The organism is Halobaculum litoreum, assembly GCF_030127125.1.
Taxonomy (GTDB): Archaea; Halobacteriota; Halobacteria; order Halobacteriales; family Haloferacaceae; genus Halobaculum; species Halobaculum litoreum.
The window spans coordinates 1817928-1843633 of sequence record NZ_CP126156.1; the positions used below are offsets into that span (position 1 = coordinate 1817928).

Annotated in this window: 23 protein-coding genes and 1 pseudogene; 16 read left to right on the plus strand and 8 right to left on the minus strand. The window is 72.7% G+C overall.

Annotated elements, in window-relative coordinates:
- Positions 1-24 precede the first annotated feature (24 nt).
- The 10 genes from P0R35_RS09965 (at position 25) to mobA (ending at position 11597) form a co-directional block, all read left to right on the plus strand.
- Positions 25-1086: a zinc-dependent alcohol dehydrogenase family protein gene (locus P0R35_RS09965; protein ID WP_284012335.1), complete on the plus strand. Its 1062-nt coding sequence runs from the start codon at positions 25-27 to the stop codon at positions 1084-1086.
- Positions 1087-1268: 182 nt separating this feature from the next.
- A complete protein-coding gene (locus tag P0R35_RS09970; RefSeq protein ID WP_284012336.1) occupies positions 1269-4460 on the plus strand; it encodes a molybdopterin-dependent oxidoreductase in 3192 nt (1063 codons plus the stop codon).
- Complete coding sequence (locus P0R35_RS09975; protein ID WP_284012337.1) at positions 4460-5641, plus strand: 4Fe-4S dicluster domain-containing protein; 1182 nt, start codon at positions 4460-4462, stop codon at positions 5639-5641. Before P0R35_RS09970 ends, P0R35_RS09975 begins: the two co-directional genes overlap by 1 nt.
- Positions 5642-5651: 10 nt before the next feature.
- A complete protein-coding gene (locus P0R35_RS09980; protein ID WP_284012338.1) occupies positions 5652-6476 on the plus strand; it encodes a TorD/DmsD family molecular chaperone in 825 nt (274 codons plus the stop codon).
- Positions 6476-7513: an ethylbenzene dehydrogenase-related protein gene (locus P0R35_RS09985; RefSeq protein WP_284012339.1), complete on the plus strand. Its 1038-nt coding sequence runs from the start codon at positions 6476-6478 to the stop codon at positions 7511-7513. The genes P0R35_RS09980 and P0R35_RS09985 overlap by 1 nt, the downstream gene beginning before the upstream one ends.
- A gap of 316 nt (positions 7514-7829) precedes the next feature.
- Positions 7830-8474 (plus strand): HEAT repeat domain-containing protein, encoded by a 645-nt coding sequence (locus P0R35_RS09990; RefSeq protein WP_284012340.1) that lies wholly within the window; start codon positions 7830-7832, stop codon positions 8472-8474.
- Positions 8471-9040 (plus strand): hypothetical protein, encoded by a 570-nt coding sequence (locus P0R35_RS09995; protein ID WP_284012341.1) that lies wholly within the window; start codon positions 8471-8473, stop codon positions 9038-9040. Before P0R35_RS09990 ends, P0R35_RS09995 begins: the two co-directional genes overlap by 4 nt.
- Before the next feature lie 150 nt (positions 9041-9190).
- Positions 9191-10465 carry a P-loop NTPase gene (locus P0R35_RS10000; RefSeq protein ID WP_284012342.1) on the plus strand — a complete coding sequence of 425 codons (1275 nt, stop codon included), beginning with the start codon at positions 9191-9193 and terminating at the stop codon, positions 10463-10465.
- Entirely contained in the window at positions 10462-10947 is a 486-nt protein-coding gene (locus tag P0R35_RS10005; RefSeq protein ID WP_284012343.1) for a molybdopterin-dependent oxidoreductase, read from the plus strand. Before P0R35_RS10000 ends, P0R35_RS10005 begins: the two co-directional genes overlap by 4 nt.
- On the plus strand, positions 10944-11597 hold the full coding sequence (gene mobA / locus P0R35_RS10010) for a molybdenum cofactor guanylyltransferase (RefSeq protein WP_284012344.1): 654 nt from the start codon (positions 10944-10946) through the stop codon (positions 11595-11597). The genes P0R35_RS10005 and mobA overlap by 4 nt, the downstream gene beginning before the upstream one ends.
- 205 nt (positions 11598-11802) lie before the next feature.
- On the opposite strand, the gene P0R35_RS10015 is transcribed toward mobA, so the two are convergent.
- A complete protein-coding gene (locus P0R35_RS10015) occupies positions 11803-12402 on the minus strand; it encodes a hypothetical protein (RefSeq protein WP_284012345.1) in 600 nt (199 codons plus the stop codon).
- 216 nt (positions 12403-12618) lie between these two features.
- Between P0R35_RS10015 and P0R35_RS10020 the strand changes: the two genes are divergently transcribed.
- The gene (locus P0R35_RS10020; protein WP_284012346.1) at positions 12619-12858 is read left to right on the plus strand and encodes a hypothetical protein; all 240 of its coding nucleotides are present in this window, start codon (positions 12619-12621) and stop codon (positions 12856-12858) included.
- Positions 12859-12861: 3 nt separating this feature from the next.
- Positions 12862-13329 (plus strand): hypothetical protein, encoded by a 468-nt coding sequence (locus P0R35_RS10025; RefSeq protein WP_284012347.1) that lies wholly within the window; start codon positions 12862-12864, stop codon positions 13327-13329.
- A gap of 103 nt (positions 13330-13432) precedes the next feature.
- Here the strand turns inward: P0R35_RS10025 and P0R35_RS10030 are convergent, their stop codons facing one another.
- Complete coding sequence (locus tag P0R35_RS10030) at positions 13433-14362, minus strand: hypothetical protein (RefSeq protein WP_284012348.1); 930 nt, start codon at positions 14360-14362, stop codon at positions 13433-13435.
- A gap of 227 nt (positions 14363-14589) precedes the next feature.
- On the opposite strand from P0R35_RS10030, the gene P0R35_RS10035 reads away from it, so the two are divergent.
- A complete protein-coding gene (locus P0R35_RS10035; RefSeq protein ID WP_284012349.1) occupies positions 14590-15330 on the plus strand; it encodes a transcriptional regulator TbsP domain-containing protein in 741 nt (246 codons plus the stop codon).
- A gap of 307 nt (positions 15331-15637) precedes the next feature.
- Here the strand turns inward: P0R35_RS10035 and P0R35_RS10040 are convergent, their stop codons facing one another.
- Positions 15638-16036: a hypothetical protein gene (locus P0R35_RS10040; RefSeq protein ID WP_284012350.1), complete on the minus strand. Its 399-nt coding sequence runs from the start codon at positions 16034-16036 to the stop codon at positions 15638-15640.
- Positions 16018-17766 (minus strand): hypothetical protein, encoded by a 1749-nt coding sequence (locus P0R35_RS10045; RefSeq protein ID WP_284012351.1) that lies wholly within the window; start codon positions 17764-17766, stop codon positions 16018-16020. The genes P0R35_RS10040 and P0R35_RS10045 overlap by 19 nt, the downstream gene beginning before the upstream one ends.
- Positions 17767-17877: 111 nt before the next feature.
- On the opposite strand from P0R35_RS10045, the gene P0R35_RS10050 reads away from it, so the two are divergent.
- Entirely contained in the window at positions 17878-18330 is a 453-nt protein-coding gene (locus tag P0R35_RS10050) for a pyridoxamine 5'-phosphate oxidase family protein (RefSeq protein WP_284012352.1), read from the plus strand.
- A gap of 59 nt (positions 18331-18389) precedes the next feature.
- Here the strand turns inward: P0R35_RS10050 and P0R35_RS10055 are convergent, their stop codons facing one another.
- The 4 genes and pseudogenes from P0R35_RS10055 to P0R35_RS10065 form a co-directional block, all read right to left on the minus strand.
- Positions 18390-19106 carry an SDR family oxidoreductase gene (locus P0R35_RS10055; protein WP_284012353.1) on the minus strand — a complete coding sequence of 239 codons (717 nt, stop codon included), beginning with the start codon at positions 19104-19106 and terminating at the stop codon, positions 18390-18392.
- Positions 19107-19302: 196 nt separating this feature from the next.
- On the minus strand, positions 19303-19728 hold the full coding sequence (locus P0R35_RS10060; RefSeq protein WP_284012354.1) for a hypothetical protein: 426 nt from the start codon (positions 19726-19728) through the stop codon (positions 19303-19305).
- Positions 19729-19963: 235 nt separating this feature from the next.
- Positions 19964-20311 (minus strand): annotated as a pseudogene (locus P0R35_RS16845) (hypothetical protein); the annotation flags it as partial.
- Positions 20308-20550, minus strand: coding sequence for a hypothetical protein (locus P0R35_RS10065; protein WP_284012355.1), 243 nt, complete (start codon positions 20548-20550; stop codon positions 20308-20310). The pseudogene P0R35_RS16845 and the gene P0R35_RS10065, both read right to left, overlap by 4 nt.
- Before the next feature lie 889 nt (positions 20551-21439).
- On the opposite strand from P0R35_RS10065, the gene P0R35_RS10070 reads away from it, so the two are divergent.
- Together P0R35_RS10070 and P0R35_RS10075 are read left to right on the plus strand one after the other, a co-directional pair.
- Positions 21440-23710, plus strand: a complete 2271-nt coding sequence (locus tag P0R35_RS10070; RefSeq protein WP_284012356.1) for a type II/IV secretion system ATPase subunit — start codon at positions 21440-21442, stop codon at positions 23708-23710.
- Complete coding sequence (locus tag P0R35_RS10075) at positions 23707-25644, plus strand: type II secretion system F family protein (RefSeq protein ID WP_432765003.1); 1938 nt, start codon at positions 23707-23709, stop codon at positions 25642-25644. The genes P0R35_RS10070 and P0R35_RS10075 overlap by 4 nt, the downstream gene beginning before the upstream one ends.
- The last annotated feature ends 62 nt before the right edge of the window (positions 25645-25706 follow it).

Below are 25706 nucleotides of genomic sequence, written 5' to 3' on the forward strand. Positions count from 1 at the left end.
ATACGTTGACAACCGACAAGTGTCATGCGAGCAGCAGTCCTGCGTGCACACGGCGAACCGCTCGACATCACCGAGGTCGACGACCTCACGCCCGACCCGAAGGGCGTCGTCGTCGGAGTGGAGGCGTGCGGCATCTGTCGCTCGGACTGGCACGGCTGGCAGGGCGACTGGGACTGGCTGGGGATCCAGCCACAGCCGGGACAGATCCTCGGCCACGAGCCGGCGGGGCACGTGCTGGCCGTCGGCGACGACGTGACGAACTTCGCTGAGGGGGACCACGTCGCGATCCCGTTCAACCTCGGGGACGGGACGTGCATGCAGTGTCGCACCGGCCACGGGAACACCTGCGAGAACCCGATGCCGCTGGGGTTCGTCGAGCCGGTCCCCGGCGCGTTCGCCGAGCAGGTGCACGTACCCGCGGCCGACCACAACCTCGTCCACCTCCCCGACGGCGTCAGCTCCGTCGACATGGCCGGCCTCGGCTGCCGGTTCATGACGGCGTTCCACGGGCTGGCCCACCGCGCCCCCGTCGCGGCCGGCGACTGGGTCGCCGTCCACGGCGTCGGCGGGGTCGGGCTGTCGGCGGTGCACATCGCCGACGCGCTCGGCGCGAACGTGGTCGCGGTCGACCTCGACGACGCGAAACTGGAGCGGGCCGAGCAGTTGGGCGCCGCCGAGACGGTCAACGCCGCCGACGCCGACGACGTGCCCGCGGCGGTGCAGGCGCTCGCGGGCGGCGGCTGTCACGTCTCCGTCGACGCGCTCGGCATCGCCGAGACGTGCCGCAACTCCGTGCTCAGCCTCGGGACGCGCGGCACCCACGTCCAGATCGGCCTCACCACCGCCGAGGAGCGCGGCATGGTCGAACTCCCGACGGACGTGATGACGATGAAAGAGATCGAGTTCGTCGGCTCGCTGGGCCTGCCGCCGACGCGGTACGACGAGATCTTCCGGATGGTGTCGCGCGGCAAACTCGACCCCAGCGCCGTCGTCAGCGAGACGGTGACGCTGGACGACGTGAACGACAAACTCGAGGCGATGACGCACTTCGAGACCGAGGGCATCCCGGTGATCGACGAGTTCTGAGAGCCGTCGACACGCCCGGCGGGCGAGCGGCGCGACTCGTTTTTATCCGCGTGTGAATATATTCGACGGGCGTCCTGCCCGCTGAGAATCCCTGATCCGTTGAACCGGATTCAGCCGTTCCGGTCGGGTATGCAGTCGCGACCATTGCGTTCGCGCGACCCGTGTGGTGGGGGTGGTGTCCCGTGACCGTCTCGCGACGCGACTTCATCAAGGCCGCCGGCGCGGGGACCGTCGCGGGCCTCGCCAGCAGTACCTGGGGGGCGACACAGACGGTCGACCCCGTCACGGCGGTCGAGAACCCGCTCAAGTCGTACCCGAACCGCGACTGGGAGCAGGTGTACCACGACATCTACGCGTACGACGAGGTCGACTGGACGGTCTGTCACCCCAACTGCACGCAGTCGTGTGCGCTGAACTTCTACATGAAAAACGGCGTGCCGATCCGCGCCGAACAGATCTACCACGAGGAGGAGGGGAGTCCCGGCCCGGGGTCGCCCGGCGGCTACGAGGAGGCGAACGTCAGCCGCCACTGGAACCCACGCGGATGCATGAAGGGGCTGACCCTCCACCGGCGCACCTTCGAGCCCAGCCGGATCAAGTACCCGATGGTCCGCAAGGGGTGGGACCCCGAGGACCCCAGCCCGGAGGGTCGCGGCGAGGACGAGTTCGAGCGCGTCTCCTGGGAGGAAGCCATCGACCTCATCGCCGAGAAGATGGCGAACCTGGACGACGAGAAGCGCTTCCACGTGTTCAACGCCATCAAGGCCGACGGCCTGATCACCCGCCACGGCGCCGGTCGCCGTCTCGCCTCGATCTTCGGCGGGTGTGAGTGGACCGAGTACGACTGGTACGCCGACCTGCCGCCGGGCCACGTCATCACGACGGGGTATCAGACGTCTGACTCGGACGCCTCCGCCTGGCGTGATGCCGACTACACCATCATGCAGGGGAAGAACCTCATTCACAACAAGCTCGCGGACAACCACTGGCTCCAGGAGACCCGCGAGCGCGGCGGGCAGATGGTCGGCGTCTACCCCGACTACTCGCCGACGGTCCAGAAGTGCGACCGCTGGCTCCCGGTTCGCCCCGGGAGCGACGCGGCGTTCGCGCTGGGCATGGCGTACGTCATCATCGAGGAGGGCTGTACGACCCCGACTTCATGCGGCAGTTCACCAGCCTGCCGTTGCTCGTCCGCGAGGACACCGGGAAGTACCTCCGCGCCCACGAGGTGTTCGACGACCACGAGCCGCCCGAGGGGGGGCACCGAGGGCGAGGCGGGACTCGCCCACCACGGCGGCGGCGACGACTGGGGCGACTTCGTCGTCGTCGACGGCGACGGGCAGTTGCGCGCGGTCACCCGCGAGGAGGTGGGCACCGAGACGCCCGACGAGGCCCGCATCGACGTCGACCGCGAGGTGACGCTCGCGGACGGCTCGACGGTCGCGGTCCGCTCGGACTTCGCGCGACAGCGCGACAACATCATGGACAGCTACGACCCCGAGACCGTCGAGGACATCACCACGATCCCGGCGGACGCGCTTCGGAAGACGGCTCGGGAGTTCGCCGCCGCCGAGAAGGGGCAGTGGTTCACCGGCGAAGGGATAAACCACTGGTTCCACTCCAACGACGCCCTCCAGCGCACCGTCTTCTTCGTCCAGTCGATGCTGGGCAACATCGGCAAGCGCGGCGCCGGCTACTACAACTACTCCGGGCAGTACAAGATCGAACTGCTCGACGGCTACCCGGCGTACGTCAACCCCGACGGCAACGCCGCCCACGGGATGTACCCGGGGTACGCGTTCGCGTTCTTCGGCGGGGAGACGCTCGACCCCCACGACGTCCGCGGCGACTTCGACCGCGAACTCGACCTCGTGCCGCAGGGCGACGCCGACGAACCGGTGATGCCCGAGGACGCCGACTCCTACACGATGTCGCGGCCGGCGGTGCTGTGGACGATGAACTGCAACCTCCTGAACCAGACGAAACACCAGGAGCACGTCGTCGAGAACTTCGTCAAACACCCCGACACCGGCAACGAACTGTTCATCGTCTCGGACATGCACATGACGTACTCCGCCCGGCACGCCGACATCGTGTTGCCGGTGCCGTCGTGGCTGGAGTGCGACTACCCCGACATCACCGTCGGCCCGGAGAACCCCTTCCTGCAGATGGACAGCGGGGTGATGGACCCCATCTACGACACCAAACAGGACGGGGAGATCTGCGCGCTCGTCGCCGAGAAACTCGACGAGAAGATCCCGCCGGAGGAACGAAACGTCGACTCCTACCGCGAGTACTTCGCGGAGTTCCTCGACGACGACGGCGACGTGAAGAACTACATCCAGCAGGCGCTCGATGCCGGGATGACCACCCGCGACATCGACGTCGAGGACCTGGAGGACGGCCCAGTCCGCCTGCAGCTGAAGACGTATCCGCGGATCCCCTTCTACTCGCAGATCCACGAGGACCGCCCGTTCTACACGCGGACCGGGCGCATGGAGTTCCACAAGGAGGGCGACCGCTTCCTCGAACTCGGTCGCGACGACCTCGACCACATCGAGAGCCCCGAGGGCACGCCGTACGGCCGCAACAAACGCTGGGAGGAGGCGAAAGACGAGGAGAACCCCCTCTACCACGACGAGGAGTACCAGTTCTACTACAACACCCCACACCCGAAGTACCGCACCCACTCCTCGTGGGGGATGACCGACTGGAACCTCGTGTGGTCGGCCCGCGACTTCGGGTCGACCAGCGCCGACCCCGACGGCACCGACCGCCTGGTCGACGACTTCTCGTTCCCGACCGGCGAGGGGGAGACGAACGACGCGCCGCCGCTCGGCGAGGCGTTCGTCGAGATCCACCCCGAGGACGCCGCCGACATCGACGTCGAGAACGGCGACTACGTCCGCATCACCGGCAAGCGGGGCGACCTAGTCGTGCGGGCGATGGTGAGCGAGCGCCAGCGACCGCGCTCGGCGGGCGACATGGGCCAACTCACCATCTGGCACGGCTGGTGGCCCCAGCACTTCCCCGACGACGAGGAGAACGAGGACAGCATCAAGGGGTACAACGTCACGACCAACATCTGGCTCGACCCCGCACAGGAGACCGACGACCTGGTCCACAAGGGGGTGTTCGGCGACCCCAACATCTCCGAGGAGGTCGAGGAGGACCTCGCGTGGCACGGCGCCACGCTGGAGGCGGGGTACGAGGAGACCGTATGGGCGCCGACGGGGACGAACCGCGACGACCTCGTCACCGTCGAGAAGTACGAGGAAGCCGACTGGTGGCCGGGCGACGCCCGCCGCGACGACCTGGTCGAGTCGTACATCGACGGCTCCCTGCAGGGACAGGGAGAGGGGGGTGAGTCCTGATGCCACAGACGTACAACCCACAACTCGGACGCGAGCACAGCTACCCCTACGAGCACCGCGAGGAGGAACGTGACTGGCACTGGGGGATGGTGATCAACACGAACCGGTGTATCAACTGCAACACCTGCACCTTCGCCTGCAAGTCCACGTGGACCAGCGGTGAAGGCGAGGAGTTCATGTGGTGGATGAACGTCGAGACGGAGCCGTACGGCGGCTACCCGATGGGGTGGGACATGCGTCTCCTCGACGACATCGGCTCCGAGGAGACCGTCTTCGAGGCCGCCGCCGACGGCGAACGCGTCCGCGGCTACGTCGCCCGTGAGGAGGAGTGGGAGTACCCCGCGCTCGGCGACGACCAGGCCCACGGGGAGTACCCCACGGGCGAGGTGGTCGAGTCCGACCTGGAGAACGACCAGTACCACGACATGTGGCAGTTCTACCTGCCGCGACTCTGTAACCACTGCAAGAACCCCGCCTGCCTCGCCGCCTGCCCGCGCCAGGCCATCTACAAGCGCCAAGAGGACGGCATCGTCCTCCTCGACCAGGAGCGGTGTCGGGGGTACCGCAAGTGCGTGAAGGCGTGTCCGTACCACAAGCCGATGTACAACCCCGAGACGGGGGTCTCCGAGAAGCCGGTCGGCTGTTTCCCCCGCATCGAGGACGGCAACGTCCCCCGGTGTGTCTCCTCGTGCATCGGGAAGACCCGCCTGCACGGCAACATCAACCGCGGTCCCGACGCCGGTCCCGCGGGCGGCAAGAAGTCAGCCGCGTCCGGGCGCAGTCCCATCAACTACCTCGTCAAGTCCGACGAGAAGGTGGCGCTGCCGCTGTACCCGCAGTTCGGCACCCGCCCGCAGGTGTTCTACATGCCGCCGTACCACGTTCCGCCGGAGTTCCTCACGCAGATGTTCACGCCGAACACCGAGCAGAAGCGCAACGACTGGCCCGGCAGCACCTACGAGGAGTCCGTGAAGATCGTCCAACAGCGAGCCCGCGAACCGAGCCACCACGTCCTCGGGATCCTCCAACTGTTCGGGGCGACGACCCGCCTCATCGAGACGTACCGGGTCACCGAGAGCCGGGTGAAGGGGTGGGACCCCGACGGGAAGAAGGTCGTCGACATCCCCTTCCAGGAGGAACTGGAGGTGCGCGAGGGCGAACAGTGGACCAACCAACCCTGAGGTGACGGGCATGCACGACACCACAGCGACCGACCAGGCCACGACCCCCGACGGAGGTACCGCCACGGCCGGCGGGAGCGACCCGCCGGCGCACGAGCGACACGGCGCCCGCGCGGCCGTCTACGCGGCGTTGGCGGCCGTCTTCCAGTTCCCCGAGGAGTCGGTCGTCGCGGAACTGACCGCGCCCGAGACGGACGCCGGGCTGGCCGCCGCCGGCGAGACGCTCGGCCTCGCCCCGGAGGTGGATGCCCTCCGGGAGGCGCTGGCGGCGGCCGACGGCGAGACGCTCCGCGCGACACACATGGACCTGTTCGGTCTCCCCGGCGACGACGGCGAGTATCCAGTCGTCCCGTACGAGGCGAACTACACCGTCCGCGAGGACATCGGCCAACAGCAGCGCCGGATCGCCAAGGTCGCCGGCGCCGTCGAGGCGCTGGGGTTCGAGTTCGACGACGACTTCGACGAGCGACACGACCACGTCGCCGTCGAGTTGGAACTGCTGCAGGTGCTCGCCGGGTGGCGAGCGGTCGCCGCCGAGTCGGGCGACGAGGAGAACGACGCCGAACTCGCGCGCATCGAGGCGATGCTGCTGGCCGACCACCTCGTCGACTTCGTGCCGTCGCTCGCGACGGCCCTCACGGCGGCGACCGAGCACGACGTGTACGCCAGCGCCGCGATGCTGGCGAAGGCGCTCGTCACTCGCGACCACGCCCGTCACGCCGACGTCGACCGGCCCGCCCCGGAACGGGCGGGAGCGGCCGCGTCGGACGACACGGACGCGGAGCCCGGCGACACGACGGACGCCGCCGCCTCAGCCGACGGAGGTGATCCGTGATGGACCGAAGTGCAGCGACTCGAGCGACCGCGATCACCGTCTGCGTGGTCGTTCTCCTGCTGGTCGTCCAGACGGCGATCGGGTCGGCGCTGGTGCGGGGGACCCAACCGATGGCCGTTCGCGACGAGGTGGCGACCGAGCCGACCGCGGCGGCGTGGGGGGACGTCCCCGCGCGGTCGCTGGAGCTGTCGGCCCAGCAGATGGCACAGCCGTACGGCGGCGGGAGCGTCTCCGGCATGGAGGTGCAGGCGATGACCAACGAGACACACGTCGCCTTCCGGCTCTCGTGGAACGATCCGACGCGGGACGCGAACATCTCCGCGCCGACCGCCTACAGCGACGCGGTCGCGCTGATGCTCCACGGCGGCGAACAGCCGCCCATCACGATGGGGGCGATGGGCACGCCCGTCAACATCTGGTACTGGCGGGCCAGTTGGCAGTTCGGCAACCACACCGGCACCGGCGATTGGACGGGCGACATGTACTCGTATCCCCATCCCAACGAGACGACCAAGCCCGGCCTCGCGGCGGGCAACCCCCTCTCGAAGAGCGAGTACGAGCGCTTCGGCCAGAACTACTACGCGAAAGGGTACGGCTCCCTGAGCCACGCGCCCACGCAGAACGTCGAGGCGCACGGCACCCGCACAGCGGACGGCTGGCAGGTGACGTTCGTCCGCGAGCGGACGACCAACGGCACCTACGACGCCGCGCTCGACGAGTCACAGCAGTTGTACGTGACCGTCGCCGTCTGGAACGGGAGCGCCGACGAGGCGAACGGCCAGAAGTCGCTCAGCTACCGCTACCTCGCGCTCGACACCGAAACGGGCGAGCTTTCTTCGCCCGAGTCCGGGTCCGGGCCCGACTCCGGGTCGGGATCGAGTTCCGGCGGCGGTGACGCCACCGGCGGATCCGGCGGCTCCGGAGGCGGCTCCGGTGGCCTCCCGTCGGTGTTCTGGGACTCCCTGGGCACCGTCGTGGCCGTCGTCGTCGTGTCCTGGCTGGTCGCCTACCGCAGCCTCGGAGGTGAGGGCCGGTGAGCGACGACTTCGGGAACGCGAGCGCTCGGGGTCGCGCTCCGGACGTCGACGAGGCCGCCCTCCGTGACCGACTCCGCGCCGACGACGTCCGGACGCGACGCGACGCGGCGCTCGGCGTCGTCGACCGGGCGAGCGACGACGGGTCCGGGTCCGCCGCCGACGGGGGCGGGGTCACGGAGGCGACGCTGTCGGCGCTGGCCGAGCGAGTCACGAGCGACCCCGACCCGGACGTCCGACAGTTCGCGGCCGAGGCGCTCGGCGTCGCCGGCGCTGCGCCCGACCGGGTCGCGCCGGCCCTCGCCGACGACGACCCTGGGTGCGGGCGGAGGCGGTCGTCGCGTACTCGCGGGCCGCCGGCGGCGACGCCGCCGACCGCCTCCGTGAGCGGTTGGCGGACGACGCCGGACCGGTTCGTCGCAACGCGCTCATCGCGCTGGCGAAACTCGACGCGGTCGCCCCCGACCGCCTGCGCGAGCGTCTGAAACGCGACCGGCACCCGCCGGTGCGCGAGTACGCCGCCGAGTGGCTCGGCGAGCGTCCCGGCGACGCCGAGACGACGGTGCGGGTGCTGGCGGCTGTCCTCGCCCGCGACGGCGAGGCGTTCGTCCGCGCGAACGCCGCGAGCAGCCTCGGCGAGATCGGGAGCGATCGCGCGGTCGAGGCACTGGAGACGCAAGGACTGGGCGACAGAAGCGACGACGTCCAGCGAGCAGCGAAGCGGGCACTCGCGACTGCCCGTGGAGAGGACCCCGACGAGATCGACCTCGGCGACCCGCCGGCGCCCGGCGGCGGGCCGGACACGCCCGCCGAGAGCCCCGCGAGCGGTGCCCCGCGGTCGGCCGTCGGCCGAGGCCCTCCCTCGGGTGGACGCGGTGGTTCGGGACCGATCGGTCGGGGCACTGCTTCGCCGCCCAGCACCGCCACCCGACGGACCGACCGTGACGGGGGTGACCGGCGATGAGCGACGGCGACACCGGCGCACCCCCGGACCGCTCCGTCGGCGTCTCGGTGCCGGAGGACCACGTCGGGGCGTTCGTCGCGCAGGCGTTCGAGGACCCGGAGCGGTCGACGACGTGGACCGAGGTGGTCTCCGAGGTGGTCGCCGCCGAGGCCCGCGACGCCTGGGACGCGCTCTCGCCCGCCGAACAGGTGCAGGAACTGCTCGCCGTCGCCGACGACTACGACGAGCGGGCGGTCGAGGCGCTGGAGGCCGTCCCGCTCGACGGGGTCGAGCCAACCGACGAGGTCGACGACCTGTTCGAGGAAGCCACCCGGTGCCGGCGCAACGCCGACCGCATCCGCGACGGTGTCGCCGCCGCCTACACCGAGGACCGGATCGAGGCGGACCGCCTCGCGGACGCCGTCGAAGCGTACGGCTTCGACACCGGAACCGTCGCCGAGCGCGAGGACCTCGTGGAGGCCGTCACCGAGGCGTACGACTACGACGTCCGACCCTACGGCGGTGTGTTGATGGAAGCCGACGACAGCGACGCCGACGCGGCCGCTGCAGGAGGCGACCCCTGGTGAGTCGCCGCCCGGATTCGCGGCACCGACGGTCGCTCCCGCGTCGCCACGCGGCGAGGGGGTGATACGGCGACCGCGAACGTGTTCGCGTGGGCTTCCAACCGTCGGGAGCGTGATCCCTGTTATTCCGACCGCGCGGCCGTGTACTCCGGTATGCCGACTGCCGACTCATCGGGCTCTCGCGGGACGAGCGCCGACGCGACCCGGCGCCGCGTCGCGGCCGCGTTGCGGTCGGTCGACGACCCGCAGGCGGACACCGACGTCGTCGCCTCGGGCCTCGTCGGCGGGGTCGACGTCGACGGAGGGAGCGTCAACGTCGAGACGGGACTGTCGGAGCTGGACCCTCCGGCGGAGGACCGCGTCGCCGCCGCGATACGAACGGCGGTCCGCGACGTCGACGGCGTCGAGTCGGTGACGCTCCGAACGGGGCTCACAGCGAGCGCGGACGCGACGACCGTCGACCAGTTCGACCGCGTGATCGCGGTCGCCAGCGCCAAGGGCGGCGTCGGGAAGTCGACCGTCTCCGCCGGCCTCGCCGCAGCGCTGGCCGCCGAGGCGGACGTCGGGCTGTTCGACGCCGACGTCCACGGTCCGAACGCGCCGAGACTCCTCGACGCCGATGGGCCCGTTCGCTCGACCGACGCCGGCGCCCCACGCCCCGTCGCCGTGCCGGGAACGGACGGGGAGATCGAACTGATGAGCGTCGGCCTGCTCCGGTCGGAAACGCCGTTGGCGTGGCGCGGGTCGATGGTCCACGAGACGGTTGCACAGCTGTACACGGAGACGGCGTGGACCGCCGACGACACGCTCGTCATCGATCTGCCGCCGGGGACGGGCGACGTGGTGTTGACGACACTCGACGAGGTGCCGGTCGACGGCGTCGTCGTCGTCACGACGCCGTTCCACGCCAGCGTCGTCGACACGAACCGCAGCGTCGAGCTGTTCCGCGACGAGGGAGTGCCCGTCCTGGGGGCGGTCATCAACATGGCCGAGCGCGAGTGCCCCTCCTGTGGCGACCGCCACGACCTGTTCCCCGAGGACGGCGTCGACGACCTGAACGTGCCCGTACTCGCGGAGCTGCCGTTCACGCCGTCCCTGCAGCGGACGCCCGACCCGGGTGACCCGCCGGAGCCGATGGCCGCGCTCGCCGCCGCGGTCGACGAGGCGGCCGCCGATCCGTGGACCGTCGACGTGCCGGAGGGCGGGGTCGACCTCCGCGACGCCCCCGGGCGCGAACGACATCGGCTGGTCCGCGAGCGGTTCACCGACCTCAACGCCGGCGAGCCGTTCCACCTCGTGAGCGACCGCGACCCCCGACCCGTCGTCGAGTTCCTCGCGGACCTCGCCGACGAACCGACCGACGCCTTCGACGTCGACGTCGAACGAGCCACGCCGGACGCGTGGATCCTCCACACGCAGAAGCCATGAGCCGACCAGCCTCACGCGACCGACCCGACGGAGACGCCCCCGACCCGGTCCTCGTCAGCGGCCGGATCGAGCAGTCGTTCACCACCGGCGACCTCCGAGAGTTCCCACGACGGACACTTCGGTGCACGGTGGAGTGTGCCTCCGGGGAGCGAACCACCGCCGAGTGGACCGGCGCGCCGGTCGAGGATCTCCTCGCGGCCGCCGACGCCCCGCCGGAGACGACCCACGTCCGCGTCCACGCTCGGGACGGGTACCGGGCGTGTATCCCCGCCGTCGCCGCGCTCGATGGCGTCCTCGCCGACACCCGCGACGGCACACTCCTCTCGGAGACGTCACAGTATCGCACCCGCTTTCTCGCGCCCGGCGTCGACGGCGCACGCCTCGCGAAGGGCGTCACCGAGCTGGAGTGTCTGACAGTCGATCCCGGCGAGGACATCGACCGCCTCGAGACGCTCGCGCTTGACGACCCCGGCTTCGAATGACCGAGCGCGCATCCGGACGGGCGCCCACGGGCGAGCGGCCCTCGGTCGCGCCCATCGTCCTCGCGGGCGGCGAGAGCCGCCGCTTCGGCGCTCGCTGGAAGGCGACCGCGACGTTCGACGGCGACCCGCTGGTCGCCCGCGTCGTTGCGGCCGTCAGCGCGGCCGCCGATCGGCAGCCGGTCGTCGCGGTCGGCACCGAGGAGAAGCGAGCGGTCGTCGACCCGGTCGTCGACGGCCCGGTGCGCTACACGACCGACGCGTCGTGGTGTGACGGACCGCTCGCGGGCATCGCGGGGGCACTCACCCCCGCCGTCGCTGCGGACGTGCTCGTGTGCTGTGGCTGCGACATGCCGCTGGTGGCGCCCGAGGCCGTGGCGTGGCTGGCTCGGGAGCTGGCCGCCCGCGACGTCGACGCCGTCGTCCCGCGAGTCGACGGCTCGGTCCACCCGCTGCACGCCGCCTACGACCGTGCGGCGCTGGCAGCCGACGTCGAGGACAGACCCAGCGACGACCGGCTTCGCGGACTGCTCGAGCGACTCGACACCCACGTCGTCACTCCGAGCGACGCGCCGTCGGCGGTCCCGCTCGCGCGGTCGACGACGAACGTGAACACCCCGGAGTCGCTGCGGTCGCTGACTGGGACCTCGTAGCGGGTGTCGACGCGCGACCGGTGCGTGTTGACGGTCGCCGACGAAAATCCCGACCCGATCACCGCCGTCCGTGAGACGGCGGCGCTGGCGACGGGGGTGAGAGACTGGTAGCGACGACCGACGTCGAGACCGGAACTGTCCCCTTCTCGACGAGTGTTGAAACTGGGTGGGACCCAGTCGGCCCGCTAACCATCACGTACTCGGCTTACGACTCGTCGTCGTCCTCCGCTTCGTCGTCGTCAGCCTCTTCGTCCGCGTCCTCCTCGTCCTCGTCGTCCTCCTCGTCTTCCGATTCCGCTTCCTCGTCGTCAGCCTCGTCTTCCTCGTCTTCCGATTCCGCTTCCTCGTCGTCAGCCTCTTCGTCCGCGTCCTCCTCGTCCTCGTCGACCTCGTACTCGTACTCCTCTTCGACGAGCGTCAGCGACCCGTCCGCGCGCTCGTACTCGATTCCACCCTCGACGCCGTGGCCCTCGAACTCGACTTCGAGTTCGTCGAGGTCGTCGGCCTCCTCGTCGCTCAGGTCGTACGAGACGGTGCCGTTGGCATCGGTCGTGCCGACGCGCTCACCGTCGACGTAGACGGTCACGTTCTCGAGGGGTTCGCCGCCGTCGCTCACTGTCACCGTCACGGTGCCGTTGTCGTACGTCGCGGACGCGTCCACGTCGGACGCGGTCGCGGCGTCTGTCGCACTCGATCCGGTTACGTCTGCCTGTCCGGGAACGACCGCCCCCGTGCCGGCGGCGGCGACGCCGCCGGCACCGAGCAGGACGACCAGTCCGGCCGCGAGCAGTTGAGTGGCGTTCATCGCATCCGACGCTGCGGGCGGGAGCCCGAAAAGGGGGGCACGCCTCTGAGCCGGATTAAGTCGATTTCGTCGGGGTTCACACCCTGTCTGGCGGTCACCCCGGGGTCGACGGCGCCGTCGCCGCGACGCGGGCGTGCCGTCGGAGCGGGGACGGTCGGCCGGTCGGGGCGGGCCGCCGGGGGCACACTTACCACACGGCCCTTCCACACCGGCGGTATGGTACTTGGCGACGCACCCCTCGTGCCGGTGGCGATCGCCGGCGGGATCGGACTGTTTCTGCTCGCGGCCGGCCTCCGCGAGGGGTACCGTACCGTCGGGCTGTGGCGGTCGCGGCCGGTCGCGATCGGGGACCTGAGCGCGGCGTCGGGCGCGGTCACCGTGTCGGGGCGCGCCGAGCGGCTGGACGCGACGACGCGGGCCCCGCTGACCGGGACCGACTGCCTCGCGTACGCCTAGCGCGTGACCGGCGTCGAGACGGTTCGCGGCTTCGACGGCCGGATCGAACGGTCGTTCCACCAACTCGGTCGGGGGTCCGAGGGCGTCCGCTTCCGCCTCGACGACGGGACCGGCAGCGTCGTCGTCGACGCCCGCGGGGCCAGCCTCCGACTCGCGGAGGAGGCCGTCCCGGACCCGGTTTCCGACCCCGTCGAGCGGCGCGACCTCTCGCGGTCGGTCCGGCCCGACGGCCCGCGCCGGTACTACGAGGCGCGCGTCGACCCCGGCGAGACGGTCGTCGTCCGGGGAACCGTCGGCCCCGGGGACGAGTCGCTGTCGGTCGATCGGATCGGCGTGCAGATCTCCGGCCGCGGCGTCTCCGTCGCCGACACCGACCGCAGGGGAGCCGTCCGTCGGGGTGCCGGCGCGACCGCCGTCTCGGTGGTGTTGGGCGTCGCCGCGCTGGGCGTGGCCGCGCTCATCGCGCTGTAGTCGCGACGTCCGGGCGCGGTCGACCGGGAGGGACCGATTCGGGACTCGTCGCCGACGGCGACTGTCCCGACTCCGGCGCCGGGACTCGTCGCAGGCCGGCCGCTCACTCCAGGTGGTCCGTCCCGGTGATCGTGACGAATCGACCCTCTCGGGAGACCGTCGGGTTCGTCGGAAGTTCCCGCTCGGCGGCCGGGTCGGTGGCGAACTCGCGTGCGGTCTCGACGTCCTCGAACGCGAGCGCTTCGGTGAGATTGCCGGTCTCGGCGTTCGTGCGGGCGGTGACCAGCGACACCGGGTTTCCCTCGGCGCGCCGTCTGGACTCGGGGATCGTCGGCACGGCCGAGACAGTCATCTCGCCGTCCAGCAGTCGCGTGACCTCCGCGAGCGTCTCGTCGACGTCGGTGTACCTGTCTCCGTCGCCGTGTTTCGTGTCGATGATCGCCTCGACCGTCGCACGTTTGTCGCCCAGCGAGTCGATGGGCGAGGTGGCCCACGCCTCGATCACCACGCCGTCCCGGATGCCCACCACCCAGTCCGAATCGGGCGCGGTCAGCAGTCGGTACCCCTCGTACTCGCCGAGGCGCTCGAACGGGTCGGCGAGCGGTTCCCCCGACTCTGGCGTCCGAAACGCTTCGATCACCGCCTCGTCCGGCATGTTCGTCTCCAACATCGATAGCCCGTCGTCCGGCCGGACCTCCAGTCCCGCGTCCGCGGGGTCGACGTCCACCACCGGGTGGGCCTTCCCGTCCTGGTACAGCCACTGCCGGGCGTACGCCTCGCCGTGGGCGTCGAGGTACGGCGCCAACAGGTCGAAGCGCCGCGCATGGGCGATGTAGAACAGATCGTCGTCGTCGGTGTCGTCCTCGTAGACGCGGGCCGGCGCCGGTAACCACGTGGCGTACTCCGGGACGTCCGGGTCGCCGTCGACCACCGATTCGACCGCCGAACAGCCGGCCAGCCCCGCCAGGCCGGCCGTCGCCGCCGCCGCCCCACCCCGGAGCAGTTCGCGGCGCGAACAGGAGGGCTGTCGCATGGCCGGCGGTACCGGCGGCCGACACAAGAGCGTGGTGGGGGACGCGGACGGCCGCGACGAGAGCCGGGGAGCGACGCCGAGGCCGTGGGCCACGGGGCTCGGAGTCCGCCGTTCCGCCGGGTTTATCGCGGCGGCGGCCGCGAGGCCACCCAGTGGACGTGACCGGAGTCCGTTCGATGGCCGACTGCGTCGGAACGCTTCTGGCGGCCGCAGACTCGTCCGTGCGGGTGCTCACGGACGACGCGGCCGTGGTCGAGGCGGTCGTCGAGGCGCGGTACGGGGGAGCTGACGGCCCCGGGATCGACCTCCTGTGTGGCTCCGACTCGCTCAAACAGTTGGAACGGGACTTCGTCGTCGGGAGCAAGGCGAGCGAACTCGTCGCCGGCGACGCGGTGACGCTCCGGTCGCGCGTCGGCGACGAGCCCGCCCTGCCGACGCTGGTGTGTACCGACGCCGCCGTCGTCGCCGTGATCCCGGTGGGCGGCGGCGAGGCCGTCGCCGCGCCCGTCGAGGCGGCGGACGCGCGGACCCGACTGACGGACCTGTACCGGTCGCTGTGGGCCGGCGCGGTGCCGTACTCGGTCGACCTGCCGCCGTACGAGACGATGCTGTCGGTGGCGGAGCGAACCGTCGGGAGCGCGGTCCGCGAGGACTTCGAGACGGCCGCCGGGGTGGTCCACCGCGGCGACGGCGAGGTGCCGCTCAAGCCGGTCGCGCTCGCGGTGGTCGTGGGGGCGCGCCACGAGGCGTTCGTCGCGGACATCACCGAGTGGGCCGAGACGACCGGCATCGCCAGTCAGGGCACCGTCTCGAACGTGAAGAACGACCTGCGCGAGGTCGGCGTCGTCGAGACCGACGAGGTCGCACACGGCGTCGGTCGCCCGCGACAGCGCCTCCGGTTCGCCGACGAGTGTTTCGCGTCGCTGTCGGTGGAGGAACTGGTGGCCACGGTGCGGACTGTTCTGTAGCGGCCGACGATGGGCCGCGGCGGCACCGGACCGGCCGGGGGGCCGCTCGGCACACGAGGGGCGTGTCAGCGGGGGTCGACCGCCGTCCAACCGCGTGGAGGGCCGAAGACGACGACGGCCGCGTTCGCCCGCGGACGGCGATATGTACGGTTCTTGTATAAGCCTTTTTATTAGAAAATACATACGGTTGTGTTATTCCGAATCGAACGGCGGATCGGCCGCTCGTCGGAGGGTCGACGGGAACCGAGAGACGACGGGAGGGGGTCGGTCCGCGACGGCGGGACCCCACCCCGGCGTCGGCGCGGGGTTATCGGTGCTCGCCGGCCCCGACCAGCGACGCGAGTCGGGCGGGGTCCGCGAACAGGTCCCCGTCGAACACGACGGGGAACTCCAGGTCCGCGAGGTACGCCGGCAGGTCCGCCTCGTCGATCACGACCGGCCCCATTCGCGCCGGCACGAGATAGTGTTCGTCCACGAGGCCGGTAGTGTCTCCCAGATACGCCCCGAGCTGTACCGGGTTCGCACCGGCGCAACTGACCGGCTCGACCGCGGCCTCGGCCCCCTCGTCGGTCGAGTCGAGGTGGACCAAGGCGGGCGCCTTCGGCGACGACTCGAAGAGGCTCGCGTACGGGTCGCCCAGAGTGAGGTACTGTCGCCCGGCGTCGGTGTACGCCCGGACGAAGTCGGTCACGCCACAGATCGGCATCCCCCCCGTCCAGCAGGGTGACGACGTCGGGGCCGATCTCGCCGGCCAGCCGGGAGGCCACGTCGGCGACGGTCACGATGCCGCCGACGCTGCCCTGCTCGACGAGCAGTTCCCCCCTGCCGGAACGACCGACAGGCGTTCAGGCAGAACAGCCGGACGCCGCTGTGATCCACGTCGGCGACGTCGAGTCGGCCGTCGACACACTCCAGCCCCTCGGCGGTGGCGTGGCCGATGAAGTGCAGGTAGTCGGTCTCGCGTTCGATGATCCGGCGTAACTGCGCCGTGGTTGTCCGGCGATGGAGGCTGTAGTCGGCTTCGAGGTCGGGGCGCGACTCCAGCGGCTCGGGGACGCCCTCGGACTCGCCGGCCATCGAGGCGTCGTTGCACACGACCGCGACCGACGTGCCGGTGGTCTCGGTCCGCGGCGCGGTCGCGCGGTCGTACCGGTGCCGCCGGCCCGCGAGCCGGAAGGCGACGGCGTTCAGCGGGATCCCGTCGCCGGCCCAGACGGTCCGGCGGCTGTCCGACGCCGGCACCTCGACGACCGGCGCCGCGAGGTCGCGCCCGACGCCGGTCGCCCGCGTCGGGGTCCCGTCGCCGGCGAACGCCCGGGCGACCCGCGTTCGCGCGGCCGCGCCGGTGTGACGCGGCGGGTCGGCCGCGCGGACGGTCGCCAGTTGGACGACGAACCCCGGGAGCGCCTCCGCGGCCCGGACGGTGGGCGGCACCACCACCGTCGTCGGCCACGGCGGGACGTGCGGCGCGACCGCCTCGAAGGGGACCCGCAGGTAGCGGGCCGTCCGCTCGGCCGGCGACGCCTCGTACAGGGCCGCGTAGTCGAGGTCGACGGCGGCCGTCTCCTCGAACCGGCGGCGCTGCACCACTTCGGTGGGGTAGATGCCGGCCGACCGGACGAAACAGTCCAGCGTGAAGCAGTGTCGCAACACCGCCGCCGCCGCGCTCGCGACGTCGGCCCCCGGCGGGACGAACTCCTCGTCGCCACAGCGGACCGCGAAGCGGTCGCCCGGCGTCAGGGTGGCCGGGAGGTAGTACGCCAGCGGCGCGACCGCACAGATCGACGCCGGGTCCGGCGGGACGACGAGTTCGACGTCGGTGTCGGGTTCGGTGACGCCGTCGGGGAACGCCGTCCCGTCGCCGACGCGCACCGCCGGCGGGTGGCCACGCAGCGTCGGGTACGCCCGCTCGGGCGAGGTCGTCCGCAGCGAGGAGCCGAACCGCGAGACCGCCGCCATGAGGTCGCGCGGGCGCTCGTCGATCCGGATGGTGGCCTCGGGGTAGCAGTGCCACGCGCGGGCCCCCACCGTCACCTGCGCTCGCCCGCCGAGGTCGACGTGGAAGCCGTCGGCGCCGCCGCGGACGGCGAACGGCTCCTCGAACCGGAGGTACGTCTTCACCAGCGTGCTCAGTTCGAGGAACCCGCCCGCGGGGCCCGACAGGTCGCCCCGGAAGGGGTCCTCCTCGATCGCGTGGATCAACTCCCCGTCGGCGTCGTGGAGCCAGCAGAACATCGGCTCCGGGAGGTCGATCCGGTCGGTCGACAGCGTCACCGTCCGGTCGACCGGCGCGGGGAACTCGTCGGTCCGCTCGACGGGGTCGGTCGAACTCGCCGAGGTCGGCACGCCGAGGGCGTACATCTGCCCGGTGACTCTGTCGGCGATCCGGAGCGCGTCCCCGGAGCGGTCGATCCGAACGCTGGCGGCTGTCGACATCTCGTCGGTATCACGCCCTTGGGCCGACGACTCTTTAGGGTAGCGGGCGACCGCGGAGGACGCGCTCCGGTCGGCCGAACGCTACTCCCGTCGGGGCGCCGACGGGGGCGTATGGACGTCATCGAGAACTCGCTGTCCGTCGCCCTCGACGCGTTCCTCGATCGCCCGTTGTTCTGTTTCGTGGGGACGGTCGCCGAGGGCGGCGACCCGCGCGTGTCGCCGCTGTGGTACCTGTGGGAGGACGGTCGCGTCTGGGTGCTGGCGGACACGGTCGGGAAGTCGTACCCCGAGCGGGTGGCGCGGACGCCCGAGACCGCGGTCGCGGTCGTCGACTTCGACGTTCGCGCGGGCCGGGTCGAACACGTCGGGATGCGGGGGCGGGCCGCGGTCGTCGACCACGACGCCGACCGCGCCGCCCGGCTCCTCGAGCGGTACCTCGGCCCGGACCGGGACGCCTGGGACGCCCGGTTCGCCGAGTTGGACCCCGAGCGGTGGGGCCTGCTCCGGTTCACGCCCGAGACGGTCGTCGCACGCGACCAGTCGTTCTCGCCGAGTCTGGGGTGAGGTCCGGATCCGGTCCGGGTGCGGACCGTCGCCGTCCGGCACCGGTCGCCGGCGCGGGGCTACACGCCGAGGTCGTCGGTGTGGGTGCGCACGTCGAGTTCGAACGTCCACGCGGACCGGTCCTGCGTCACCAGTCCCCAGTACGTGTCCGCGATCGACGCGGGGTCGATCCACGCCTCGTCCGGGCGGTCGGGCGCGTGCTCGCGCAGCGCGGGCTTGTCGATCCAGCCGTCGACGACGACGTGGGAGACGTGGACCCCGTCGGGCCCGAGGTCCCGCGCGAGCGACTGGGCGAGGCCGCGCAGGCCGAACCGCGCGACGCTCCGGCTCGTCGCGTCGCCGGCGGCGCGTTTCGACAGCGCCGAGTTCGTGAGGATCACGGTCCCCCCGTCGAGCAGGTCCGGCAGCGCCGCCCGCACACACCGGGCGACGCCGGCGACCTCGACGTCCCACGCGCCGTGGAGCGCGTCGGCCCCCTCCTCCCGGATCCCGCCGTCGCCCGTCTCGGTGCTGTACAGACAGTCGACCAGGACGTCGACCGACCCGAGCCGGCGCCGGACCGTGTCGAACCCCGCCGCGACCGCCTCCGGGTCGGTCACGTCCGTCGGCACCGCCCGGACGTCGCCCGCGCCCCCGGAGAGGTCCGCCGCGAGACCGCGCAGGTACTCCTCGGAGCGGGCCAGCAGGGCGAGGTCACACCCCGCCCCGGCGAACCGTTCGGCGACCGCCTCGCCCAGTCCGGGACCGACGCCGACGACCACGACTGTTCGGGACACGGTGGCCCGACGGCCGGGGACGGTGAATAACCCACCGGCGCCGCCCCCGTCGGCCGCCGCGGGGGCGTGCGACGCCCCCGTCCGGGGGCGGGACGGGCGACCCGCCGACGGGGCCGTCGACGAACGACCGAAACGCCGCACCGAACCGATCCCGCGGCCCAGTCCGAACCCGACAGGGGGCGGGACGTGTCGGCGGTCAGACCCCGTCGCCGGTCAGGGCCGCCGCGACCGCGGCGCTCGCGCGGTCGACGTTCCGCGCGAGCGCTTCGATCGCGACGTACTCCGCGAGTTCCCGGTCCAGTCCGGACAGCGACACCCGCCGGTCGGCGTCGTACCGGGCGAGGTCGTCGTCGTAGTGTTCGATCGCCCCGACGAGGTCGTGGAGGCGGAGTCGGTCGAGCGCCGGGTGACTCCCGTCCGACAACGCCGTCCCGACCGCCGCGACCGCACGACGACGGATCGTGCGCACGTCGTCGACCGATGTCGGGTGGACCGCCTCGCCGGCGTCGACCCGCGCCCGGAGCGTCTCGACGGCGCCCGCGAGCGCGAGTCGCTCGTGCGCCTCGACGACGGCGACCGGGAACGCCCCCGGTCGCGGTGCGCCGCGATCCGGCTCTCCCAACGCGCGTCCCGTCGGAGGTCGCGCAGCGCACGCGCCGCGGGGGTCGCCGGGCCCGACCGGTCGGGCGTCGGCGACCCCCGTCGCCTCCGACCGCCCGACGACGCGCGCGGACCCGGTCGGCGAGCGCGGTGGCCGCGGTCGCGATCGCCGCGCGGCGGTCGCGCACGCCCTCCCGGCGGCGCAGTCGGTCGAACAGGTGCTCGGCGTCGCGGACGGCCGCGCGGGCGCCCGAGCGGCGCTCGTCGGCCGCCGCGACGGTCAGCGCCGCGGTTCCGTCGTCCGGCGTGGTCGACAGCACGCGGTTCAGGTCGGCGAGACAGCCGCGGACCAGCCCCGCGATGGCGTCGTGGACCACGACCGCGTCGACGGGGTCGGCGCCGACGTACGCCCACGCCCGCCGGAACGCCGCGAGGGCCTCGCGCACCGACTCGGCGTCCCGGCGAACCGCCGCCACGGACCGCCCGTCGTCGACCGCGGCCCACCCGCCCGCGAGGTGGCCGACCTGCGACCGGGCCCGCCGGAGGTGCGACGCGCGTTCCCACGGCGTCGGTGCCTCGGCCGCCCGCCCGAGCGCCGCCGTCACTCGCTCGCGCGACCGTGTCGCTGCTCGCGGACCACGCCGTTGGGGACCGCCGCGGCGTCGAACGACGCCGGCACCCCGTCGAGCCGTTCGCGAACCGTCGCCGCACTCGCGTCGAGGTGGGCGGTCCCCAAGGGAACCGGGAGCGACGCGGGGACCGACGGCGGCGCCGGATCCGCGACGACCGCCGCGAGCGCCTCGCCGGAGACGTGCGGCTCGCCCCCGAGGGGAGCATCGAACACCCCGCGAGCGACCCGACCGCGGCGGCCCCCGTGGCCGCGAGGAGGCGGCGGCGCGTGTGTTCAGCCATCGTCCTCCGTCGGGGTGGCCGTGGCGTCGGTCGCCGGGACGGCGTCGGCGGTGAGGGGTTCTCCCGCTCCGGCGGCGGGCCGCGGTCGGCACACGAGCCGCCGCCGACGCCGGAGCCGTAGCTGGTGATCCGGTCGGCGTCGAGCGCCGCGGGAATGCGGACGAGCCACGCCGTCGCCTCCCGGGCGTCCGCGTCGCAGGCGACGTCGGCGGCCCGGAGCACGCGGCCGAACTGGGTGTCGACGCTCGTCGCCGTCCACGACACGCGGCACAACTGCAGCTCGTAGCAGGCCCGGACGGGGCGTCGCTGGACGTACACGGTCTCGGTGTCGAAGTCCGTCTCCGCGAGGAGCCGCCGCGCGGCCGCGGCGCCGTCGACGTCGGCGAACGCGATCCGGTCGGCGGTCCCCCGGCTCGCGACGAACGTCGGTCGGCGGCGTCGACGGTCGTCGCCGTCGGCCGTCGGCGCCGGCTCCCACAGCAACGGTTCGTCGGTCGGGGCGCGCAGGCGCCGGTGTGGCGGGACGTCGTCCGGGTCGAACGGCCGACGGCGGCCCGCCCGGGTCGGCGTCCCGCGGTCGCCGCCGCGCTCGCTGCCGCTACAGCCGGCCACGGCCGCGAGCGCGCCGGCGGCCGCGAGGAGGGCTCGTCGGCTCGTCGTGGTGGAGGGCATCGTTCGTTCCGCGTCTCGGGCGAGCGTGTCATGTGTCTTGTTCTTCGACGCGTCGCCGACCGAGCCCGTCCCGGTGCCGGCGGCCCGCTTCGGACAGTTCGTTTCTCTTCCCCGAACAATTAAATATCAATAAGCATCAGCCGAATCAAATGCCAGCCGACACCGACACCCGCCCGACGGTCCCGGGGCCCGCCCCGCCGGACGCCGCCGAGGCGTGGTACGCCCCGGACGTCCGGGCGCAGTACGAGCCGTACCCCGGCGTCGTCGCCACCGTCCGCGAGCGGCGGGAGGCCGCCGGCAGCGAGTTCCGGTACGAGACGCGCGAGCCGAGCCTCGGCCCCGACGGCGAGCGGGCCGTCGCGGCGGTCGCCGACCGCTTCGACGCCGGACAGCACCGGCGGCCGCTGACGCGGGCGGGCGCCACCGAGCGCGCCGACGCCGGGTTCGAGCCGAAGTACGAGCGCGCGGTCGACCGGCTCGTGGACGCCACCGCGGCGCTCCGCCGGCGGGTGGACTACCACGCGCTGCGGGAGTTCCGGCTGCTCGGCGAGGTGACGCCGCTGGCGCTCGACGACCGCCTCGAGGTGGCGGACGTGAGCGGGGAGGCGGGTCGCGTCGTCGTCCACACCGACGCGTTCGCCCCCGCGGTCACCGAGGTGTCCGTCGACGCCGCGTACGTCGAGCGCGTCGCCAGCGAGCGCCGGAGCACCTACGAGGTGCCGTTCGAGGGGTTCGACATCGAGGTCGTGGTGTACCGCGAGCGGCTGCTGGGCGACGACCGGTTCGCGACGAAGTACGCCGTCCGCGAGCCGCCGCTGTTGCCGGGCGACGAGGCGCTGATCGCCGAGTGCAAGGAGCGCGTGTGGGAGTCGACCACCACGGAGGTCGTCGACGACCGCGCGGCGTTCGTCCGCGAGCGCGCCCGGCGGTTCCTCTCGCGGCGGCTCACCGCCCGCGACACCCGCGCGTGGCTCGACGCCACCGCCTACCGCGCCCGCGCCGCCCTCGCGGAGTACGACCTCGCCGTCCCGCCCGTCGACTCGCGGTACGCCGCCGACCGGCTCGCGGACCTCGTGTACTACGTCCTGCGCGACTACGTCGGGCAGGGCGTGTTGACGGTCCCGCTCCGGGACCCGAACCTCGAGGACGTCGAGGCGAACCGCGTCGGCGAGCGCGTCAAAGTGGTGCCCCGCGCGGGGCTGGGCGCCGACGGCCGCGTCCCGACGAACCTCGCGTTCGACTCCGAGTCGGAGTTCGTCGACGTCGTCACCCAGCTGGCGGCGCTCGACGGGACGGAGCTGAACGCCTCCAACCCCAGCGCGAAGGTGAACGTCGACCTCGACGGCGTGCCGGACACGATCCGCTGTGCCGTCGCGCTCCCGGTCATCTCGACGGACGGGCCGCACCTCTCGGTGCGCAAGCAGTCGGGCGACCCGCACACGCCGGTGGAACTCGTTGAGTCGGGGACGCTGCCGACGGAGCTGGTCACGCTGCTGTGGCTCCTGTACGAACACCGCGGCGTCGTGCTGTTCTCCGGGCCGACGGGCGCGGGCAAGACGACGCTGCTCAACGCCCACACGCCGTTCATCCCGTTCGACGACCGGCCCGTCTCCATCGACGAGGGGAGCCGCGAGGTCGTCCTCCCCCACGAGACGGGTATCTCGCTGACGACGCGCGAGCACGAGAACGAGTTCAAGCGGGTGACGATGGCGGACCTGATGACGGAGACGAACTACCTCAACCCCGACGTCGAGGTGATCGCGGAGGTGAACACGCCCGCCTCCTTCGAGACGTTCGGCGAGAGCCTCAACACCGGCCACGGCGTGCTCGGCACGACCCACGCCGAGGACGTCGACACGCTCGTCAACCGCGTCGTCGAGCAGGGGTTGCCGCCGTACCTCCTGAGCGAGATCGACCTCGTCGTGTTCCCCCACAACGACGACGGCACGCGCTACGTCGGCGAGGCGGTGGAACTCGGCGCCCCGGACGCGTTCGACGACTGCGCCGGCGCCGGCGGCGTCGTCGAGAAGGACGGCACCGCGATCGGTTGGAACCGCGTCGTCGGTCGGGAGCCCGACGGCGAGTTCGCGGTCGCGTACGACCACCCCGACCTCGGCGACGCGGTCCGGCGCGTCGACCACCGCGTGTTCCACGCGGTCGCCGCGCGAACCGACCGCACCGTCGACGCCGTCGAGGCGGAGTTCCACCGGAAACACCGGTACGTGCGCTACCTCGTCCGCGAGGGCGTGACCGACGTCGACGAGACGTTCGACTTCCTCTCGGACCTCCGCACCGACGAGGCCGCGACCGTCGAGCGGGTCCGCCGGGAGACGGCCGCGGACGGCCCGGCCGGCGACGCCGCCGAGGCCGACGCGGACGCCGCGACCGACGGCGGCGCCGAGGTGGGCGACCGTGGGTGACCTCGCGGTCGGCGACGACGCCCCCGGCGCGGGGGCGCGGCGTCCCGGGGGCGACCGCCGCGACCGACGGCGCGGCGGGACCGCCGACGGACCGGTCGGTGCTCGACCGCGCGCTGTACGCACTGTTCTCGCGCCACGCCGACGGCCGACGCCACGCCGCCGACCGGAAGCGGTACCGTGGGGCGGCGATGGCGACCGACTTCGACGTGTACGTCGCCCGGGCGTACGGCCTCTCGTGGGTCGTCTGTCTCGCCGTGCTGGCGTGGACGCTGATCGTGGGGTCGGCGCTGCCGCCGTCGGTCACGGGCGGCGTCGCCGACGCGCTCGCCGCGGCGGGGGCGCCCGTCGCGTCGGTGGGGCGGCTCCACGTCGTCGCGCCGGCGGCGGGGCTGGCCGCGACGCTCGCGAAGTACGGCACCGTCCGACTGGCGGGCGAGCGGATCCGGTGGCGGGCGCGGGCCCGCCGGAGCGACATCGAGCGGACGCTGCCCGGGGCGGCGCGGTACCTCCACGCCCTCTCGTCGGGCAGCGACGGGCCGCGGGCGATGCTCCGGCGCGTCGCCGACAACGACGCGTACGGCGAGACGGCCGTGTCGGTCCGGACGGCGCTGGCGACGGCCGCGCTCACCGGCAGCCTGCACGACGGGCTCGGCCGGGTCGCCCGCGACACCCCCTCGCGGGACGTGCTCGCGCCGTTCCTGCTGAAGTTCCGCGAGCACGCCGCGCAGGGCGACGACGCCCTCTCGGGGTACCTCCGGCTTGAGTCGCGGATGCTCGGACGCCGGCGCGAGCAGGCCCGCGAACGCAACGCCGACGTGATGGAGCTGGTGTCGGAACTGTTCGTCGTCCTCCTCGTGTTGCCGGCGCTGTTCGTCGTCGTCCTCACCGTGTTGAGCGTGCTCGCCCCCGGACTCTCGGCCGAGATCCGGACGCCGCTGGGCACGACCACCAAACGCGCCATCGCGGTGTACGGCGCGGCCGCGTTCGTGCTGGTCGTGGGCGCCGGCGCCGCCGCGATGGTGTCGGAGCTCCGGCCGGCCGACCAGCGGACGGGGTACGACCTCCCGCGCCGGCCGCTCGCGCTCGTGCGGGCGGCGCCCACGAACCCGCGGGCCGCCGCGGTCGCGCTCGTCCCCGCGGGGGTCGCCGCGCTCGCGGGACTGGCCGCGACCGGGCTCGACCCCGTGAACGTCGGCCTGCTCGGCTACGCGGCGTACGCCGTCCCGGTCGGCGCGGTCGGCCTCCGGCGCGGCCGCCTCGACGACGCGAAGGACCGCGAGATCTCCGACTTCGTCCACGCGGTCGCGGGCCACGTCGCGCTCGGTAAGCCGCTGTCGACGGCGGTCGACCTCGTCGCCCGCGACGTCGACCTCGGGCCGCTGTCGGACGACGTGGCGGACCTGGCGTTCGCGCTGGGACTCGCGAGCCGCGACGGCGACGACCTCCGGACCGCCGCGCTGGAGCGGTTCGTCGACCGGGTGGGGACGCCGCTGGCGGCCCAGACGATCGGGCTGGTCTCGGGCGCGCTCGACGCCGGGAGCGACGCCGAGGCGGTGTTCGAGACGCTCCAGACGGAGGTCGGGCGCCTGTACCACGAGCGGCGGGCGCTCCGCGCCAACATGTTCGTGTACGTCGCCGTCGGCTGGACGACCGCGCTGTTGGTCGTCGGCATCGTCGTCGCGGTGAACCTCACCGTGCTCGACGGGTTCGCCGACCTGGCGTCGCTGTCGACCGGCGGCGGCGCGCTCGACCCGACCGCCGTCGACCCCGAGCGGGACCGCCGCCGCTTCTACGTCGTCGCGCAGGCGACCGTCCTCGCGTCGGGGCTGTTCGCGGGCGCCGCCGACCGCGGCGGCTACGCGATGCTGCTCCACTCGGGCGCGCTCGTCGTCGTCTGCTACGCCGTGTTCGCGGTCGCGGGGGTGGCGACGTGACCGCCGGGGACGCCGGCGCGGACCGCCGTGCCCAGTCGCACGTCGTCGGCGTGGCGCTCCTG